We start from the raw sequence: 16,250 nt of genomic DNA, 5'->3' as shown, positions 1-16,250 counted from the left end.
AGGTGGGGTCGTCCCATTTGCCGATCACCTCGATGGTCTCCCACTTCTTGCCGGAGGCCTTCAGCGCCTCCTGGATGCCGTCGTGCCGGTCGCGGTCGACCGAGGTGCCCGAGACGCCGCGCACCTCCAGCACCTTGCCGCCGTTCGGCGTGTTCTTGATCAGCCACTGGCCCCAGTAGGTGCCCAGTCCCTTCTGGTCGACGTTGACGTTGATCGCCTCCTCGGTGTCGAGGATGTTGTCGAACGCGACCAGCACCACGCCGGCATCGTTCGCGCGTTTGATGACCGGCTTGAAGGCGGCAGGGTTCTGCGCGTTGACGACGATCGCATCGAAGCCGGAGTCGATGAAGTTGTTGATCGCGGCGATCTGAGCGGCCACGTCTTCGCCGGTGGAGACGACCTTGTACTCCTTCAGCTTCGCGGCCACCTCGGGCTGCGCCGCATAGGCCTTGGCCGTCTTGATCATCTGGATGCGCCAGGTGTTGGCGATGTAGCCGTTGGCGAGCGCGATGCGGTACGGGCCCTTCTTGGCCGGGTACTGGAACAGCTTGGTCGTGGTGCTCCACGGCGCGAAGCACTGCGGGTCGGAGTTCGCGGTGGTCACGACCTTGGGTGGCGCGGCGAGCGCGGTGGTGCCGAAACTGCCACCGAGGCCGAGCAGCAGCGCAAGCTGCAAAGAACGGGTGAGGATGAACGCCATGGCCGGGTCTCCTTCATGCAGGTCCCGAGTCGAGACCGGGAAGGCAATGTAGCCACTTCGCCGGGGCGCGAAAACTCAGGTGAAACCCGCTCGGGCGGGACAGGGCTTGTCCCGCGGCGTCCGGCCTGGCGCCGCGTCAGTGCAGCGCGCCGGTGTCGTTCTCGACCGTGAAGGCGCTGGAGTAGCCGTCGCCGCTCACGGTGATGGTCAGCGCAGCCCCGGTGGAGGTGAGGGCCTGGCCGGAGTTGCCGGCGTTGAAGGTGATGGTGCGCGTGCCGGATCCGGCGATGCAGCTCGCGACGGCCGACGGGCAGGGCAGCGTGGCGAGGGTGGCGCCGCTGACGTAGGCGACGCTCGCGCCGGTGGCGGTGATCGTCGCGATCACCGGGCGGCGCTGGGTCAGCGAGAGGCGCTGCGCGGTGTGCAGCTGGCTTTGCAGCTGGTCGCTGAAGGCCAGCAGGCGCCACGAGCTGGTGTCGACCAGGCGGGGGAGGGCGAAGACGGCCAGCGTGCCGATGATGACGATCACCATGACCAGTTCGATCAGGGTGAAGCCCGCTTCGACAAGCCGGCCGCGCATGGTTCAGGTGCCGATGGCGGAGAAGTTGGCATCTGTCAGCGTATTGTTGTTCGAGTCCTTGAGAACGCACGACACCGTCGCATCGGCCGCCACGGCTGCGGCCGTGATGGTGTAGTTGGTCGGCATCGTGACCTGCAGCAGGGTGGAGACAGTCGAGCAATTCGCGATCGCAACGGCTGACGTATTGCCTGCCTTCTTGGCGGCGTAGTTGATCGCGGAGGCCGCGCTCAGGCTGCCGGCCATGGCGTTGAGGGCCGCCTGTTGCGCGTCCTTCTTCATGTCGATGTACTTCGGCAGCGCCGTCACGGCCAGCACGCCCAGGATGACGATGACCATCGTGAGTTCGATCAGGGTGAAACCAGCTTGCTTCTTCATGGGGACTTCCTTTGAAAGGCGGTTGTTGCCAGCGACGCCGCCCGGTGGAATCACCTCGAACGACTGGGGTCTGCGAACAGGCCCGATTGCCTGGGTTCGCTTGACTGGCAGGTGAATGCTGACAAGCGACTTTGGAGAGAGCATGCAGATTCGCGAGAGGCTCTCGTCAGGATTGCAAACCATTGCAAACCAATGCGACGGGTCGGCTCAACGTGTGCCCGGCTTCTTCGCCGCACCGTCGAGCGTGATCACGCGGCGCTGGCCTTCCATCTCGTCGAGCGATGCGCGGCTCTGCTCGGTGATGCGCTGCCAGTCCTCGGGGCCGCGGATGATGGTCGGCTTGATCAGCACCACCAGCTCCTTCTTGCGGCCGGCGTTCACCCGGTTGTTGAACAGCGTGCCGGTGATCGCATTGCTGCTCGCGCCGGGCAGGCCCGAGCTCTGGCGCGACGACTCCACCTGCATCAGCCCGCCGATCGCGACGATCGCGCCATCGGGGATGCGCACCACCGTGTCGGTCTCGTTGACGCTGCTCGAGGCGAGCGGCAGCCGGTAGTTGCCGATGGTGCCGAGGTCGATCTGCTTGGTCTTCTCGACCACCGAGGTCACCGAGGGGTGCACGTGCAGCGTGACCATGCCGGCCTCGTCGATCTGCGGCGTCACGTCGAGCGCGATGCCCGAGAAGAACGGCGTGAGCGTCAGCGTCGGCAGCGTCGTCGTGCCGGTGCTGGTGGAGGTGCCGGTGGTGATGCTGCCGCCCGACACGTTGGTGACGAAGTAGTCGTCGGTGCCGACCTTCAGCACCGCCTTCTGGTTGTTCAGCGTCGCGACGCGCGGGCTCGACAGGATCTGCACGTCGCCATGCGTCTCGAGGAAGCCGAGGATCGACTGGAAGCCGCCGCTCGCGAGCGCCAGGCCGGTCGCACCGCTGCCGGAGATCGGCAGGCCGACGACATCGGCGAGCGCCGACGACGTGCCGCTGGCGAGCGTCGGCAGGCCGTTGCCGTTGCTGACCAGCGCATTGCCGGCGCTGCCGCTGCTCTGGCCCATCGAGAAGCGGCTGCGCAACACCGACCAGTCGATGCCGCTCTGGAAGCCGTCGCGCAGTTCCACCTCGATGATCTTCGCCTCGAGCATCACCTGGCGTTCGACCGACAGCCGCGTGCTGCGCAGGAAGGATTCGATCTGGCGCAGCTCGTCGGGCATCGCACGCACCGCGATCGTGCCGGACTGCGGGCTCGCGATCACGTTGCGGCCGGCCGCGGTGCCGACCATCGCGCGCAGCGCCTCGGTGGTCTCGCTCCAGAAGTCGCTCTTCGAGGTGGTCGACACCTGGCTGCCCTCGGTGTCGCTGCCGCGCGAACGGCTGCCGCTCGACGCGGTGCTGCCGCTGCTGCCGTTGCCGGTGCTGCTGCCGCCATCGCTGTTCGCCGGCGGGGCGCCGGAACTGATGCGCATGTCGCTGCGCCCGCTGCGCTGCGTGTGCAGGTAGTTCACCATGAAGATGCGCGTCTGCAGCGTCGGCGGGAACACCGTGACGCGCCGGCCGTCGATCTTGTAGTCGTAGCCATAGACCTCGCGCAGCGATTCGAGCGCCTCGCGCATCGTCACGCCCTTCAGCGTCACCGAGATCGTGCCGCCCACATCGGGGTGCATCAGCATGCTGTAGCGCGAATCGGTGACCAGCGACAGGAAGACGTCGCGCACCTGGGCGCCGTTGACGATCAGGTCGAAGCGTGATTCGGGCGGCGGCAGCGATGCCGCGGGTCGTGCCGGTGGCGCCGGCGGTACCGGCGTGTCGGGGGTCGAGACCGGTGTCGAAGGCGGGCGCTGCGCCAGCGCGGCCGCCAGCTCGGCCTGCAGGCTGGCGTTCGGGCTGGCGGTGCGCAGCGGCTGGTCGGCACAGCCGGCGAGCGCGATGGCGATGGCGATGGCGATGGCGATGGCGATGGCGGACAGCAGGGTCACCCGATGCGGGCCCGTGCGGCAAAGCTGCGTCACTGCAGGGGACGGGTTCATGGCGGGAGATCCTTTGCGGGCGATCGATTCGGTGCCTGAGGCGGCGTGGGGGTGAGGGCGGATGTGGGGGTGGGGCGCCGGATGACGCCGGGATACAGCGGCGTCCGGCGCAGCCCTTGCGCGTCGCGCAGCCAGACGGCGTCGTCGTCGATGCGCTCGATGCGGCTGCCGCCCAGCAGGTCGCCCACCGACAGCTGGCGGCCTCGGTCCACCACGTGGCGGGTGTTGCCGATCACGGTGATGTGGCGAGGCGATTCGTCCGTGGCGTCGCGGGGCGCGCCGGCGCTCGCAGCCGGCACGGCGGCGGCCGGTGGCTGCATCGGGTCGCGCAGCGGGTCGGCGGCCGCGCCGAGGGAGCAGCAGCCGAGCCAGCAGATGAGCCAGCGGCCGAACCGGCGCAGTGTCCCGTGGCGTGTGCTCATGGCGTGCCCTCCACGAGGTACAGGCGCAGCGTGAGCGTCGATGCCGCGGACGGGCTGGCGGTCAGCTTCAGTGCATCCCAGCGCAGGCCGGGCAGGGCGCTCTCCAGCGCGGCCAGGTACTCGACCAGGTCGACATAGCTGCCGCTCACGGCGAGATCGACGCCCTGCCAGCGCACGGCGGTCTTCGTGACGGCCGAGGAAGCCGCCGACGACGGCGGATCGGCGGCGGTTGCCAGCTTGCGAAGCGTCAGGCGCTCGTGGCGCGCCAGCGTGCGCTCCAGCAGTTGCGCCAGCGCCGTGCGCTCGCCGCCCGTGGCGCCCAGGCGCTCGATGTCGGCGTCGACGGCCTGCTGCCGGGCCTGCAGTCGCGCGATGTCGCGGCGCAGCCGCATCACTGGCGATTCGGCGTCGGGCGCGTGCGTGGCCTGCGCGAGCCGGGCGCGCAGCGTGACGAGCTCGGCGTTGTCCTGCTTCAGCCGGGCCGCCAGCAGCTTCTGTTCGGCGAGGGCCGGCGACAGCACGAACGAATCCGCGGCCGCGGCCATCAGCAGCGCGATCGACGCGAACAGCATGCAGCGCTCGCGCAGCCCCAGGCCGTCGATGCGATGCGCCAGTCGCTTTCGATGGGAGCGAAGCATCATGGCTGCACTCCCGCCAGCGCCAGCGTGAAGCGCCAGTCGTCGCCGGCCTGGTCGACCTTCAGCGCCGTCAGCGACTGGCCGGCCAGCAGCGGCTCGCCGGCCAGCGCGGCGAGCCACGGCTTCAGCGCCGATGGATCGAGCGTGCGGCCGGACAGCGACAGCGAGTCGCCCTGCATCGCGATCTCGTCGAGCCAGGCGGATGCGGGCACCGTGCGGGCGATCAGGCGCAGGCGTGCCGAATGGCTGCGGCCGTCGACGATGCGACCGCGCAACAGCTCGGCCAGGGTCTGCTCGCGCTCGGCCAGCCGCCGCTGCAGCGACTGCAGGCTCTGCTCGAGGCTCGCGGTGCTGGCGGCCGCGCCCGGGTTGGCCGCGATGGCGCGCTGCAGCGTCTGCCGTTCGGCGTCCTGCTGCTGCGAGGTAGCCTGCAGCGCGCGGCCGAGCGCCGCGTTCTGGACCGCGGTCCATGCGCAGAGGGCCGCGATGCCGAGCGTGAGCAGGGCCAGCGCCTGGACCAGGGTGCGGGCCGAGAAGTGCCGAGGCTGCGTCAGCAGGATCGGGCTGAAGAGGTTGATCTGTTGCGGCATGGGTCGGCTTCAGCGGGTGCGGGGGTCGTCGCGCAGCAGCGCGCCGAGCAGCGGCAGCACCGTGCGCGCGAGCGCGCCGTCGCCGCGACAGGCCGCCATGACGCCGTCGAACACCGGGCGTGGATCGAGCGTCGCGACGGGCTGGCCGAGCTGGCGCGCGAGCATGGCGGCGAGCGCGCTGCTGGACTCGCCGGCGTCGACCGTGATGCCGTTCAGCGGCAGTCCGGGCCAGGAACGCTCCCACAGGTCGAGCGAGCGCTGCACTTCGATGACGATGCGGGGGGGCTCGGCGTGGTCTTCCTCGATGGCCACCTCAGCCCCGTAGTCGACGATGTCGGGCATCTCGCCGGCATCGAGCAGTGGCATCGGCTGCGAGAGGCTTTGCGGCAGGGTGGGGGTGCCGAAAGGGGAGGCGGCGAGCACGCCTTCCCACGCGAAGCGACGGGTGTAGAACAGCTCGCCGTGGGCGCAGATCGTCAGCAGGCAGTGTTCGCCGTGGCGCATCAGCAGCGCGCCGGCCCGGTCGCCCTGGGCGCCGGCCCGTGCGAGGGCGCACTGCAGGTTGCGCTGCGCCGTCTCGCGGATGTCGATGGTGGCGAGCTGCAGGCCGGCCGCTTCGCACAGCGATGCGAGGTCCTGGATCACGCGGTTCGGTGTTGCGGCGACGAAGGCCTGTTTCGGCCCGTGCGCGCGGCCGTCGCCGACGTGCATCACGTCGATCGTCAGGTCGTCGACATGGCAGTCGACCAGGTCCTTGATGCGCCAGCGGGCCGCGGCCTTCAGTTCCTCGGGGGCGACCGCCGGGGTGTCGATCTGCAGCAGCTGGCACTGCGGCACCTGCAGCAAGGCGATGACCGAACGCGTGGGCAGGCCGAGTGCGCGCAGGCGGCCGGCCAGCTCCTGCGGGCGTGCGGTGTCGACGGGCACCGTGCCGCAGCGGCGCAGCAGCGGGCGCTTGCCGCCGTCGATGGCCGACACCTGGGCGTAGACCAGCGTGCTGCCGTCGAACGAGATGGCCAGCGAATCGGGGGAGGTGGGGCGTGTCCACGGCCAGCGCAGGGTCATGTCAGTGGTTCTCGCGTTGGTGGAGGAATTTGTCGGCGCCGCGGTAGAGCCCGTAGGAGATGCGCGCCGATGGATCGCGGTCGTAGCTGCTGCCGCACCAGGCGCCGCGCAGGTAGGAGAGGCCTGCGCCGGCGGTGGCGGCGTCGCCGCTGCCGGGTGTCCAGGGTTGCAGGCAGGCGTAGTCGGTGGCGCTGCTGCCGAGGCTGACGGCGATGTCGAAGGTGCCGCGGTGTCCGCTGGTGATCGGTTCGAGCGGGATGCTGCCGCTGCCGGCAGAGAGCGTGAGCGTCGAACCGCCGGCCAGCACGGTGGTATCGCTGGCCGCCATCGTCAGGCGGTAGTTGCCGAAGTTCAGCGTGCTCGCAGGAACCGTCGTGCAGCTGTCCAGCGTGTTGGTGACGAACGCACTGCCGTTCCAGTACTGGGCCACCATGGGAAWGGACGCGCGGAGGCCGCGAGGCATGATGACGTTCTGCAGGCGCAGGCGGCCGAAACGCAGCGGCACGGTGACGAGCGCCTTGTGGTCGTTGCCGCTGACGCTGCTGTCGGCGTCGAGGTCGAACGAGCCCATCGCCGTGTAGTCGCTGTCGACCGGGGCGATTCCGAACGTGGCATCGACGAAGGGACCGTCCGGTGAGCTGGCGCGCTCGGCCGTGGCGGTGACGGTGACCGCGGCAGTCCCGGTGCCGTTTCCCCAGGCCGCGGAGAAGGAACCGAGTGAAAGCCGGGGTGAACTGGAGGTGGCAGAGAACACCGTGCTGCCGCTGACGCCTGCCAGCTGGAGCGTGCCGGCGTTGCCAAGATCGAGCCTGGCGTAGCTGCTGGTGTAATTCTTCGTCGTGTTGCCGAGTGCGTCTTGTGCCGTGAGCGTGAAACTGATGGCGAAGGGTTCGCCCAGGTAGTTGAATGTGGAGGTGGGCGAGCAAGCGCTCTGCGGGCGCAGCGTGACGCTCGCGTTGTCGGCGGCGAACCTGGCAGGAACGAAGCGCCCGACGGCCGATCTCGACGTGGTTGCGAGGGCGTCCGTGAACAGCGAGCCATTCAATGTCAGGCCGCTGCCCAGGTAATCGGTGACGAGCGATTGGCTGTCGAGTTGGAAGCTTCCCACTTCCGAGTAGCTGAGGGTGCTCGGCGTGGCCTTGCCACCGGAAAAGCCGGAGATGCTGCTGCCATAGCTCAGCGTGCCCAGCACTCCGGTGGACGGTACCTGGCTGCCCGCGAGGGGCCGGAGCGTCACGGCGCTGTTGAAGAAGGGTGCCAGGCCGCCAGCTGTCACGTTCGCCAGCGTCGCCGTGCTGTCCGGCAGGCCGTCGTCGTTGCCATCGGTTCCGTTGCCGGCCATCGAGGACGTCCAGCGGTAGGCGCCGACATCGGCCTTGAAGCTTATGCCGGCACGACAGAAAAGGGTATCCCCCTCGGCAGTGTTCGAGAAATTGACAGGCCGGTTCAAGTAGCTGTGTTCGCACCACAAGTTGCTGACCACCAGCGCGAAGGGCCGCACCGTCAGCGCATTGCCCGTGCCGCTGATGGTGGCGCTCGTGTAGCTCTGCGAATCGTCCTGCAGGCTGAAGCTGTAGCGTCCGATATCGGTCGTGCCGACATTGAAGCTGGCGACGCCGCTGCTGAAGTTCAACGTGATGTTGCTGGAGGCTGGCTGCGCGGCGGGGATGGTCAGCGCGGGCGAGACCACGGTGGGCGCCGTCCAGCTGCCGTTCGAATCGGCGCGCCACATCTTGAGCGAGTGGCTGCCGGTGTAGTCGGTGGCGGTGCTGCAGTTCGAGGAACTCGAGTCGCTGCGTGTCACCGTGACCGTGTAGTCGTGCGGCCGGCCGGCGACCGCTACGTTGCTGCCCGAGATCTTGCCGGCGGCGTCTTCCGTGAAGCTGAACGCGTTGCTGCCGCTGACCGAGATGGTGGACGAGGTGCCCGATCCGGAGGCGTCCGCCGCCGTGATGCTGAAGGTGCTGGCCGGCACATCGGCGAGTTTCAGCTGGACGGTGCCGGCGTCTGCGGCCACGAACGTGTAGCTCGCGCTGCCGTCGTTGGCCGTGCCGTTGTCGAGCGTGCCGCTCGGGGCCGGGGACGAGCCTGCGCTCCAGTTGCCCTTGCCCGACGATGTGCTCAGCGTGGCGGACCCGGTGTAGCTCGTCCGTCGGCTGCCATCGCTGTTCAGCGCGGTGACCGTCACCGACGTCGATCCGCAGATCGTCCCGCTGTTGCTGGCCGTGACGGTGAAGCCGGGGGTGTTCGTGCAGTGGTACAGCTGGGTGGAGGGAATGGCAACGTGTGAACTGCTTCCGGGCTTTTTCCATCGCAGCACAGCGAGGTTGCTGCCGGTCCCATGCCACGACTCAACGGTGACCGGAACATAGGTGCCACCCGTGAGCGTGATGGAAGAACCCGAGACGGATGATGTGCCGGGCTCGGTGTCGTACCAATCGCCCGCGTAGTAGGCACCATTGATCCACAGCCGGGCATTGCCCTGGTCTTGCATGCTGAACGTGTAGGAGCCCGTGGTCGGCACCAGGATTGCCCCCGTCCAGCGGACGCTGTAGTTGCTGCTAGGGATACCGCTGACCGGGGAGGAGGACCACGTGAAGTCCAGCGTCGAGTCGGTGCGAGTGACGGTGTTGCCGGTGAAGAAGGCGCCGGCCGTGGCGTTCTGGTCGTAGTACGTGCCGGTCAGTCCGCTGCTGTAGTTCGCGCTGTAGCTGATGGTTGCCGACGTGGTAGCGATCGTGTTGGCCGGCCCGGTGGCCATGTCCACGATGTTGCTGACCGTGAGCGTTTCGGATTGGGAGAGGGCCGGTGAAACCGTCAGCAGCACGGACTTGCCGTCCAGCTGCAAGGTCGCCGCGCTGACGGTGTGGCCGGAGACCGCGTAGTTCGACGCCGTCTGTGCGCTGCTGCTCTCGACCTGCTCCGAGAACCGCGCGAGCACCTGGGTGCTCGAGCCGCAGAGCAGCTGGACGGATGACAACGTCGGGGCCGTGCTGTCGCTGACGCCGGTCGTCAGCCCCATGGTTCCGTCGCTGCGCGGGATGACGGTCGCGGTCGAGCCGATCGGCGATGGGCCGGCCCACTGCAGGCGCGCCGTCGCGGCACCGGTCGCCTGGTAGTACTCGTAGGTGAACGCATACCGGCTGCCGGCGCTCAACTGGTTCTGGCACGGCACGGAGACCGTGGTGGCCGTGGTGCGGGTGGTCCAGCTCTCGATGAGCTTTTCTGTGGCGCTGAAGTTGCCACTGAGATCGCAGTCCACGTAGAGCCTCACGCCGTCCGCTGCCTGTACGGTGAAGGTGTAGGTGCCGTTGGTCGGGATCAGCACGTAGCCGGTGTAGCGGACCTTGTAGTAGGTGCTGTTGATGCCACCTGCAGGAGCCGACGTGATGCCGTTGACGTCGATCGTCGACTCGATGCGGTCCAGGGCGACCGCGCTGCTGTTGAACGTGAAGTCCGTGCCGCCCGAGTACATGTTGAAGTACTCGGCGCGAACACCGGTGACTTCGCCGGCTGTGGCGGTCATGCAGACCCCCGCGGCCAGAACCCCCGCCAGCAGCGCCATCGTGCGTTTCATCGTGCGAACGTCCAGGTGAGCTGCCGCTCGACATACGTCGCCGCGGCCGTGGCAGTGGAAGGGCATGCCCCGTTGCTCGGCGCGTTGCAGGCATTGGCGACGACCGCCCAGAAGGTCAGCGCGCTGCTGCCGTCGCTCGCCGTATCGGGGTAGGTGGACGGGGTGCGAGTGCACCTGAGCGTGACGGTGAAGCCGCTCAGCGTGCCGCCGGGCACGATGCTGTTGGTTGCCATGCAGTCGCCGTTCGCGGTTCCGGCATTGGCCTGCCAGTACGCCCACCATTCCAGCCCGGCGCGCGCGGCCTGGTAGGCGCGCGCGGCCTGCAGGTCGGACGCCGCCGCGAGGTGCTGGCGCTGGCTGATGTCGGCCAGCGCCGCCCCCAGCGCGGCCAGCACGACGAGGATGAAGACGACCGACACCATCGTGAAGCCACGGTGTGCGAGGCGTCGGCCCGGGGGGCGTTCAAGGCAGGTTGTCGACGTGGACTTCATGGTGCAGGGTGATGCTTTCAGTGCCCGAAGGCGTGCTGGCGGCCAGGCTCAGTTGCAGGCTGACCAGGCCGGCGCGCATCGCGAACACCGCGGCGTCGTAGGTGAAGCTGCAGGCGGTGACGCCGGTGGCCAGCACGCTGGCAACCCCGCTGCTCGGCGGGTCCGGCTGCGTGGCCTGGAAGCCGTAGCCGCTGTAGCGTGTCAGCGTGCCGGCGCCGAGGTCGCAGCGGTAGGTGACGGGCGTGTCGACGGCGAACACGCGGTAGGGCGCCGAGAAATCACCGACCGGCAGGCCGGACAGCGAACTCACCGTGATCGTCGTCGCGCTGCCGGCGGCGTTGGTCGCGGTGCGGCGGTTCGAGTTCGACTGTTCGGTGGCGCTGCTGTTGGCGGCATACGCATCCGAGCCGGTGATGCCGGGCCCGAGGTTGTAGAACACCAGCTGCTGCGCGCTGCCGAGCGTCAGCGGCGGTCCGACGATGTCGAACGAGGTGTCGACGGTACCGAACTGGAGCCGGTCCGTGCCCTCCGTCTTGTAGCGGGCGGCGCCGGTGGTCGGGATCAGCTCCAGCGACAGGCCCGTCGACGAGACCCGCGGGCTGTTGGGCAAGGCCACGCGCAGCTCGCGTGCGATGCGCCGCAACGCGTTGTCGGCCACGTCGACCAGCTGGGCGCGGGCCTGCGTGGCCAGGTAGAGCTGCACCGGCTGCGCGATGAAGCGCGTGACGATCGCGGCGAGGATGCCGGTGATCGCGATGACGATCACCGCCTCGACGAGCGTGAAGCCGCGCCGGCGATCAGATGGCGGGTGAGGGCGCATGGGCGGTCCGGTAGCCGTCGAGGGTCAGCGTGTTGCCGTCCGGGCTGGTGACGGTGACGCTGATGCGCAGCACGGCGCCGCTCGCTGCCGTCAGCGGGTAGTAGCTGTTGCCGAGGTCCGCCGTCGTCACTGCCACCGAGGCGCGGTAGCCCGACAGCGCGGAGATCGTCGTGTTCGTGATGTCGACGATGCCGTTCTCGGCATAGCCGTGGTAGTCGTTGACGTTGTCGAACGGCGGCGTGGCGGTGCGTGTCTCGTTCGACTCCGGGCCCATCGCCTCCGGCAGGCTGGCGCAGCCGGCCGCGCTGGTGACGGTCAGCGCCGCATTGGCGTCGTCCGGATCGCACCAGGTGAGCGACATCTGCTCGACCTCGTCGAGCAAGGCCTCCGCGATCGCCAGCGCCTGCCGCCGCTGCAGCGGATCGGCGCTGTGCGCGCCGGCCTGGATGAACACCCGCAGCACACCCGCCAGCGCCGCACTCAGCACGACCATGAAGACGACGAGCTCGATCAGCGACAGGCCGCGCTGATGAAGATGACCGGATGGCAGGATGGACATGCCGGACTTATCGGGGCCTGCGGGTGCTGCTGGAGAGTACATATCAACCGGCCCGGCCCATCGCCGCCTGGCCGAGGCTCCACAGCGGCAGGAACACGCCGAGCGCCAGCACCAGCACCAGGCCGGCGATCACCAGCAGCAGCAGCGGCTCGATCGCACTGGCCAGGCCCTTGATGCCGTAGGCGGTCTCGCGCTCGTACATGCCGGCGATCTCGAGCAGCAGCGCGTCGAGTTCGCCGGTCTCCTCGCCGACCGCGATCATCTGCAGCACCACCGGCGTGAAGATGCCGCTGGCCGCGGCGCAGCGCGACAGGCTGCCGCCGCGCTCGACGCCGTCGCGCATCTGTTCGATGCGGCTCGCGATCCACGCGTTGTCCACCGTCTGCGCGACCACCGTCATCGCCTGGCTGAGCGGAATGCCGCTGCGCGACGCCAGCGCGAAGCTGCGTGCGAAGCGCGCCAGCGTGGCCTTCTGCACGATCGGCCCGGCGATCGGCAGGCGCAGCTTCAGCCGGTCCCAGCGGTAGCGGCCGTCCGGCGTGGCGAGCCACGAGCGCAGCGCGGCCACGCCGGCCGTGCCGGCCGCCAGCAGCCCCGGCCACCACGCGAGCGTGAAGGCCGAGAAGCCGAGCAGCAGGCGCGTCATCAGCGGCAGCTGCGTCTTGAAGCCCGCGAACACCGAGGCGAAGGTCGGCAGCACGAACAGGTTGATGACCACCAGCGCGATGCCCATCGCCACCACCACCATCGCCGGGTAGCGCAGCGCCTGGCGGATGCGCGAGCGGATGTCCATCTCGAACTCGATGTGCTCGGCCAGCCGCAGGAACACCTCGGGCAGCCGGCCCGTCATCTCGCCGACCCGCGTCATCGCGATGAAGAACGGCGTGAACACCTGCGGGTGGCGGGCCAGCGCGGCCGACAGCTCGCGGCCCTGGTCGAGGCAGGCGCGCACGTCGGCCAGCACCCGCGAGAGCGCCGGCTTGACGGCCGAGGCCTGCAGCCCGGCCAGCGCGCGCAGCAGCGGCACCCCGGCCCGCAGCAGCGTGTAGAGCTGCCTCGACAACACCAGCATGTCCTCGAGCGTGACGGGCCCTGCGCGCAGGGCCTGCCACCACGCCGGGGACGCCGCCACCGCGCCGGCATCGTTCACGGTGATGTGCACCGGCGTGACGCCGCCGGCCAGCAGTTGATCGGCCACCGCCGATTCGGTGGGCGCGTTCAAGGTGCCGGCGATCAGTTCGCCGCGCGCGTTGCGGCCTTTCCAGTGGAACCTATCCATGGCCGGCGTCCTGGTGGAATTCGCTGGTCAGGCGCATCGCCTCGGCGATCGAGGTCTGCCCGGCGCGCACCAGGTCGCAGGCGCGGTGTGCCAGCGTGCGGCCGCGCATGCGCTCGCGTGCCGCCGCGAGGAAGGCGGCCGGGTCGCCGTGCGTGGCCGCGTGGGCCAGCCCGGCGTCCATCTCCAGCATCTCGTAGACTCCCAGCCGCCCGGCGTAGCCGGTGCCGTTGCAGAGCTGGCAGCCGCGGCCGCGCTGGGTGGCGGTGGCATCGCTGCCGGTCATCCCCTCGAGCCAGGCGCCCTCCTGGGCCGTCGGCAGGTGCGGGCGCGAGCACTGCGTGCAGTTGCGGCGCACCAGCCGCTGTGCGACGACCGCCTGCAGCGCGGTCGCCACCATGAATGCGGGCACGCCCATGTCGAGCAGGCGGAACGGTGCGCTGGCCGCATCGCGCGTGTGCAGCGTCGACAGCACCAGGTGGCCGGTGATGGCAGCGCGCAGGCCGATCTCGGCGGTCTCGGGGTCGCGCATCTCGCCGACCAGGATCACGTCGGGATCCTGGCGCAGCATCGCGCGCAGCACGCGCGAGAAGCTCAACTCGATCTTCTCGTTCACCTGCACCTGGATCAGGCCGGGCAGGCGGTATTCCACCGGATCCTCGACGGTGATCACCTTGTTGCGCTCGGCGTCGATCTCGGACAGTGCCGCGTACAGCGTGGTCGTCTTGCCGGAGCCGGTCGGGCCGGTGACGAGCACCGTGCCGGTGCTGCGGCCGAGCAGTTCGCGAAAGCGCGCCAGCATGTCGTCGGGCATGCCGATGTCGTCGAGCCGACGCACCTGGCTGCCCTGCCCGAGCAGGCGCATCACCAGCGATTCGCCGTACTGGCACGGCAGCGTGGACAGCCGCACGTCGAGCGTGCGATCGCGCAGGCGCAGCGAGAAGCGCCCGTCCTGCGGCAGGCGCTTCTCGGAGATGTCGAGGTTGGCCATCAGCTTCAGGCGCTGGGCCAGCGCGGCGGCGATCCGCTTGTCGGCCTGCGTCTGCGTCTGCAGCACGCCGTCGATGCGGCTGCGGATCAGCAGCTCGTGCTCCTGCGGCTCGATGTGCACGTCGGAGGCACCGATCTGCATCGCGTCCTCGAACACCGATTCGAGCAGCCGCACCACCGGCGCGCCTTCCTGCCCGACGGTGGCCTGCAGCGTGCCGAAATCGACCGCGTCGCCGATGTCCTTCTCGAGGGCCTTCGCGAGTCCGGTGATCTCTTCGGTGCGGCGGTAGTGGCGGTCGAAGGCCGGCGTCAGCTGGCTCTCGGGCGCGACGGCCGACTGGATGCTGCGCTTCAGCAGGCGCGAGATGTCGTCGTGGGCGGCCAGGTCCAGCGGGTCGGCGAAGGCCACCAGCAGGTGTTCGCCGCGGTCCTCGAGGACGATCGCGCGGTGGCGCCGCGCCGCCGCCTCGCCGAGCAGTCGCACCACCTCGCCTTTCAGCGGGAAGCTGTTCAGGTTGACCACCGGCACGCGCAGCTGGCGCGCCAGCGCATGGGCCAGCGCCTCTTCGGTCAATGCGCCGCGCTCGATCAGCACGCGGCCGAGCTTGCGGCCGCTCGCGCGTTGCAGCTCCAGCGCCTGCGCCAGCTGCTCTTCGGAGATCAGGCGCTGCGCGAGCAGCACGTCGCCCAGGCGCAGCTTCTCGCGGCGCACGGGTGCCAGCGGGGCGTTCATGGCCACGCGGCCCCGGGGCGCGCCGGGGGCCGTGCCCTCGCAGGGGCGCTCAGGTGTTGCTGGTCGCCCGCACCTCGGCCAGGCTGGTCGCGCCCTGCAGCACCTTCTCGATGCCGTCCTGGCGCAGCGTGCGCATGCCCTCGAGCAGCGCGCACTGCAGCAGCTGCTCGGCACGTGCGCTGGTCTGGATCAGCCGGCGCAGTTCGCGCGACACGATCATCAGCTCGTGCAGGCCTGCACGCCCCTTCTGCCCGGTGCCGCCGCACTTGTCGCAGCCGGGGCTGTGGTAGTGCATCAACTGGCCGTTCTGGCCGAATCGTTCTGTCCATTCTGTTCGGATCACGTCTGGTTGGAACCCAGGGTGATCTTGCGGACAGATATGCAAGTAATCGTGCAGAAGTTCGTCGATTTCGTCGGGAGATGCCAACCGTGCCACACGGCAGTGGGGGCACAAACGTCTCACCAACCTTTGTGCCAGTACACCCAGCAGGGAGTCCGCGAAGTTGAACGGATCGAGGCCCATGTCGATCAGCCGCGTGACGGTTTCGGGTGCGCTGTTGGTGTGCAGCGTGGACAGCACCAGGTGGCCGGTCAGCGAGGCTTCGACGCCCATCTGCGCGGTTTCACCATCGCGCATCTCGCCGACCATGATCACGTCCGGGTCGGCGCGCAGGAAGGCGCGCAGCGCCTTCGCGAAGGTCCAGTCGATCTTCGGGTTGACCTGCACCTGGCGCAGCCCCGGCTGGGTGATTTCCACCGGGTCCTCGGCGGTCCAGATCTTGCGCTCGGGCACGTTGATGTGGCTGAGCGCCGAGTGCAGCGTGGTCGTCTTGCCCGAGCCGGTCGGGCCGACGCACAGCACCAGGCCGTAGGGGCGCTCCATCGCCTCCTTCAGGTGCTTCAGGTTCCACGGGCTCAGGCCCAGGTTGTCCAGCGGGATCGGCTTGGCCGACGCGAGGATCCGCATCACCACGTCCTCGAGCCCGCTGTTGGTCGGGATGGTGGCCACGCGCAGCTCGATCTTGTGCTGGGCCGAGAACTTCGAGAAATTGATCTTGCCGTCCTGCGGCTTGCGGCGCTCGGAGATGTCGAGGTCGCACATGATCTTGATGCGCGCGATCAGTGCGTTGCGGTAGTTCGGCGGCAGCTCCAGGTGGGTGCGCAGCGTGCCGTCCTTGCGAAAGCGGATCTTGATCTTGTCGCGGCCCGGGTAGCTCTCGATGTGGATGTCGGAGACGCCTTCCTTGTGCGCCTCGATGATCATGTTGTTGATCAGCCGCACCAGCGAGTTGTCCGATTGCTCGATCTGCCGCTCGTCCTCGAAGCCGGGCAGGTCGGAGTGCTCCTTCTCCAGCGTCTCCATCAGCTTGCCGGTATCGGCGGCGGTGAACTCGATCGGCCTGTCGGGCGAATCG

Annotated in this window: 15 protein-coding genes; all 15 read right to left on the bottom strand. The window is 69.1% G+C overall.

All coding sequences use genetic code 11. From position 1 onward, the window contains the following. A partial coding sequence (locus AC1DXV_RS20870; RefSeq protein ID WP_477935328.1) for a substrate-binding domain-containing protein occupies positions 1–700 on the bottom strand: 700 nt, incomplete at its 3' end. A gap of 136 nt (positions 701–836) precedes the next feature. Next, complete coding sequence (locus AC1DXV_RS20865) at positions 837–1,280, bottom strand: pilus assembly FimT family protein (protein ID WP_477866809.1); 444 nt, start codon at positions 1,278–1,280, stop codon at positions 837–839. 3 nt (positions 1,281–1,283) lie between these two features. Continuing rightward, on the bottom strand, positions 1,284–1,655 hold the full coding sequence (locus AC1DXV_RS20860; RefSeq protein ID WP_477866807.1) for a prepilin-type N-terminal cleavage/methylation domain-containing protein: 372 nt from the start codon (positions 1,653–1,655) through the stop codon (positions 1,284–1,286). Positions 1,656–1,862: 207 nt separating this feature from the next. Further along, on the bottom strand, positions 1,863–3,623 hold the full coding sequence (locus AC1DXV_RS20855) for a secretin GspD/PilQ domain-containing protein (RefSeq protein WP_477935326.1): 1,761 nt from the start codon (positions 3,621–3,623) through the stop codon (positions 1,863–1,865). Positions 3,624–3,670: 47 nt separating this feature from the next. Next, positions 3,671–4,096, bottom strand: a complete 426-nt coding sequence (locus tag AC1DXV_RS20850) for a hypothetical protein (RefSeq protein ID WP_477866803.1) — start codon at positions 4,094–4,096, stop codon at positions 3,671–3,673. Continuing rightward, complete coding sequence (locus AC1DXV_RS20845) at positions 4,093–4,737, bottom strand: hypothetical protein (protein ID WP_477935324.1); 645 nt, start codon at positions 4,735–4,737, stop codon at positions 4,093–4,095. Before AC1DXV_RS20845 ends, AC1DXV_RS20850 begins: the two co-directional genes overlap by 4 nt. Continuing rightward, on the bottom strand, positions 4,734–5,324 hold the full coding sequence (locus AC1DXV_RS20840) for a PilN domain-containing protein (RefSeq protein ID WP_477866799.1): 591 nt from the start codon (positions 5,322–5,324) through the stop codon (positions 4,734–4,736). Before AC1DXV_RS20840 ends, AC1DXV_RS20845 begins: the two co-directional genes overlap by 4 nt. A 9-nt stretch (positions 5,325–5,333) precedes the next feature. Then, positions 5,334–6,389, bottom strand: a complete 1,056-nt coding sequence (locus AC1DXV_RS20835; protein ID WP_477935322.1) for a hypothetical protein — start codon at positions 6,387–6,389, stop codon at positions 5,334–5,336. 1 nt (position 6,390) lies between these two features. Continuing rightward, entirely contained in the window at positions 6,391–9,954 is a 3,564-nt protein-coding gene (locus tag AC1DXV_RS20830) for a PA14 domain-containing protein (protein ID WP_477935320.1), read from the bottom strand. Between the two features lie 8 nt (positions 9,955–9,962). Next, on the bottom strand, positions 9,963–10,388 hold the full coding sequence (locus tag AC1DXV_RS20825) for an agglutinin biogenesis protein MshP (protein ID WP_477865405.1): 426 nt from the start codon (positions 10,386–10,388) through the stop codon (positions 9,963–9,965). A gap of 40 nt (positions 10,389–10,428) precedes the next feature. Continuing rightward, entirely contained in the window at positions 10,429–11,277 is an 849-nt protein-coding gene (locus AC1DXV_RS20820) for a prepilin-type N-terminal cleavage/methylation domain-containing protein (RefSeq protein WP_477865404.1), read from the bottom strand. Then, positions 11,255–11,836, bottom strand: a complete 582-nt coding sequence (locus AC1DXV_RS20815) for a prepilin-type N-terminal cleavage/methylation domain-containing protein (RefSeq protein ID WP_477865403.1) — start codon at positions 11,834–11,836, stop codon at positions 11,255–11,257. Before AC1DXV_RS20815 ends, AC1DXV_RS20820 begins: the two co-directional genes overlap by 23 nt. A 43-nt stretch (positions 11,837–11,879) precedes the next feature. Then, entirely contained in the window at positions 11,880–13,115 is a 1,236-nt protein-coding gene (locus AC1DXV_RS20810) for a type II secretion system F family protein (protein ID WP_477865402.1), read from the bottom strand. Further along, positions 13,108–14,835 carry a GspE/PulE family protein gene (locus tag AC1DXV_RS20805; protein WP_477865401.1) on the bottom strand — a complete coding sequence of 576 codons (1,728 nt, stop codon included), beginning with the start codon at positions 14,833–14,835 and terminating at the stop codon, positions 13,108–13,110. The genes AC1DXV_RS20810 and AC1DXV_RS20805 overlap by 8 nt, the downstream gene beginning before the upstream one ends. Before the next feature lie 49 nt (positions 14,836–14,884). Next, positions 14,885–16,250, bottom strand: a 1,366-nt coding sequence (locus AC1DXV_RS20800) for a GspE/PulE family protein (protein WP_477935318.1), incomplete at its 5' end; no start/stop codon positions are given.

The organism is Rhizobacter sp. P3_C12 (assembly GCF_056402735.1).
The sequence above is the reverse complement of the archived record's forward strand: the minus strand, read 5'-3'. Positions and strand labels throughout refer to the sequence as shown.

Coding starts and splice junctions, on each gene's coding strand:
- AC1DXV_RS20820 (WP_477865404.1), bottom strand. CDS start 11,277: ATGCGCCCTCACCCGCCATCTGATCGCCGGCGCGGCTTCACGCTCGTC.
- AC1DXV_RS20850 (WP_477866803.1), bottom strand. CDS start 4,096: ATGAGCACACGCCACGGGACACTGCGCCGGTTCGGCCGCTGGCTCATC.
- AC1DXV_RS20840 (WP_477866799.1), bottom strand. CDS start 5,324: ATGCCGCAACAGATCAACCTCTTCAGCCCGATCCTGCTGACGCAGCCT.
- AC1DXV_RS20865 (WP_477866809.1), bottom strand. CDS start 1,280: ATGCGCGGCCGGCTTGTCGAAGCGGGCTTCACCCTGATCGAACTGGTC.
- AC1DXV_RS20845 (WP_477935324.1), bottom strand. CDS start 4,737: ATGATGCTTCGCTCCCATCGAAAGCGACTGGCGCATCGCATCGACGGC.
- AC1DXV_RS20835 (WP_477935322.1), bottom strand. CDS start 6,389: ATGACCCTGCGCTGGCCGTGGACACGCCCCACCTCCCCCGATTCGCTG.
- AC1DXV_RS20815 (WP_477865403.1), bottom strand. CDS start 11,836: ATGTCCATCCTGCCATCCGGTCATCTTCATCAGCGCGGCCTGTCGCTG.
- AC1DXV_RS20825 (WP_477865405.1), bottom strand. CDS start 10,388: ATGGTGTCGGTCGTCTTCATCCTCGTCGTGCTGGCCGCGCTGGGGGCG.
- AC1DXV_RS20805 (WP_477865401.1), bottom strand. CDS start 14,835: ATGAACGCCCCGCTGGCACCCGTGCGCCGCGAGAAGCTGCGCCTGGGC.
- AC1DXV_RS20810 (WP_477865402.1), bottom strand. CDS start 13,115: ATGGATAGGTTCCACTGGAAAGGCCGCAACGCGCGCGGCGAACTGATC.
- AC1DXV_RS20860 (WP_477866807.1), bottom strand. CDS start 1,655: ATGAAGAAGCAAGCTGGTTTCACCCTGATCGAACTCACGATGGTCATC.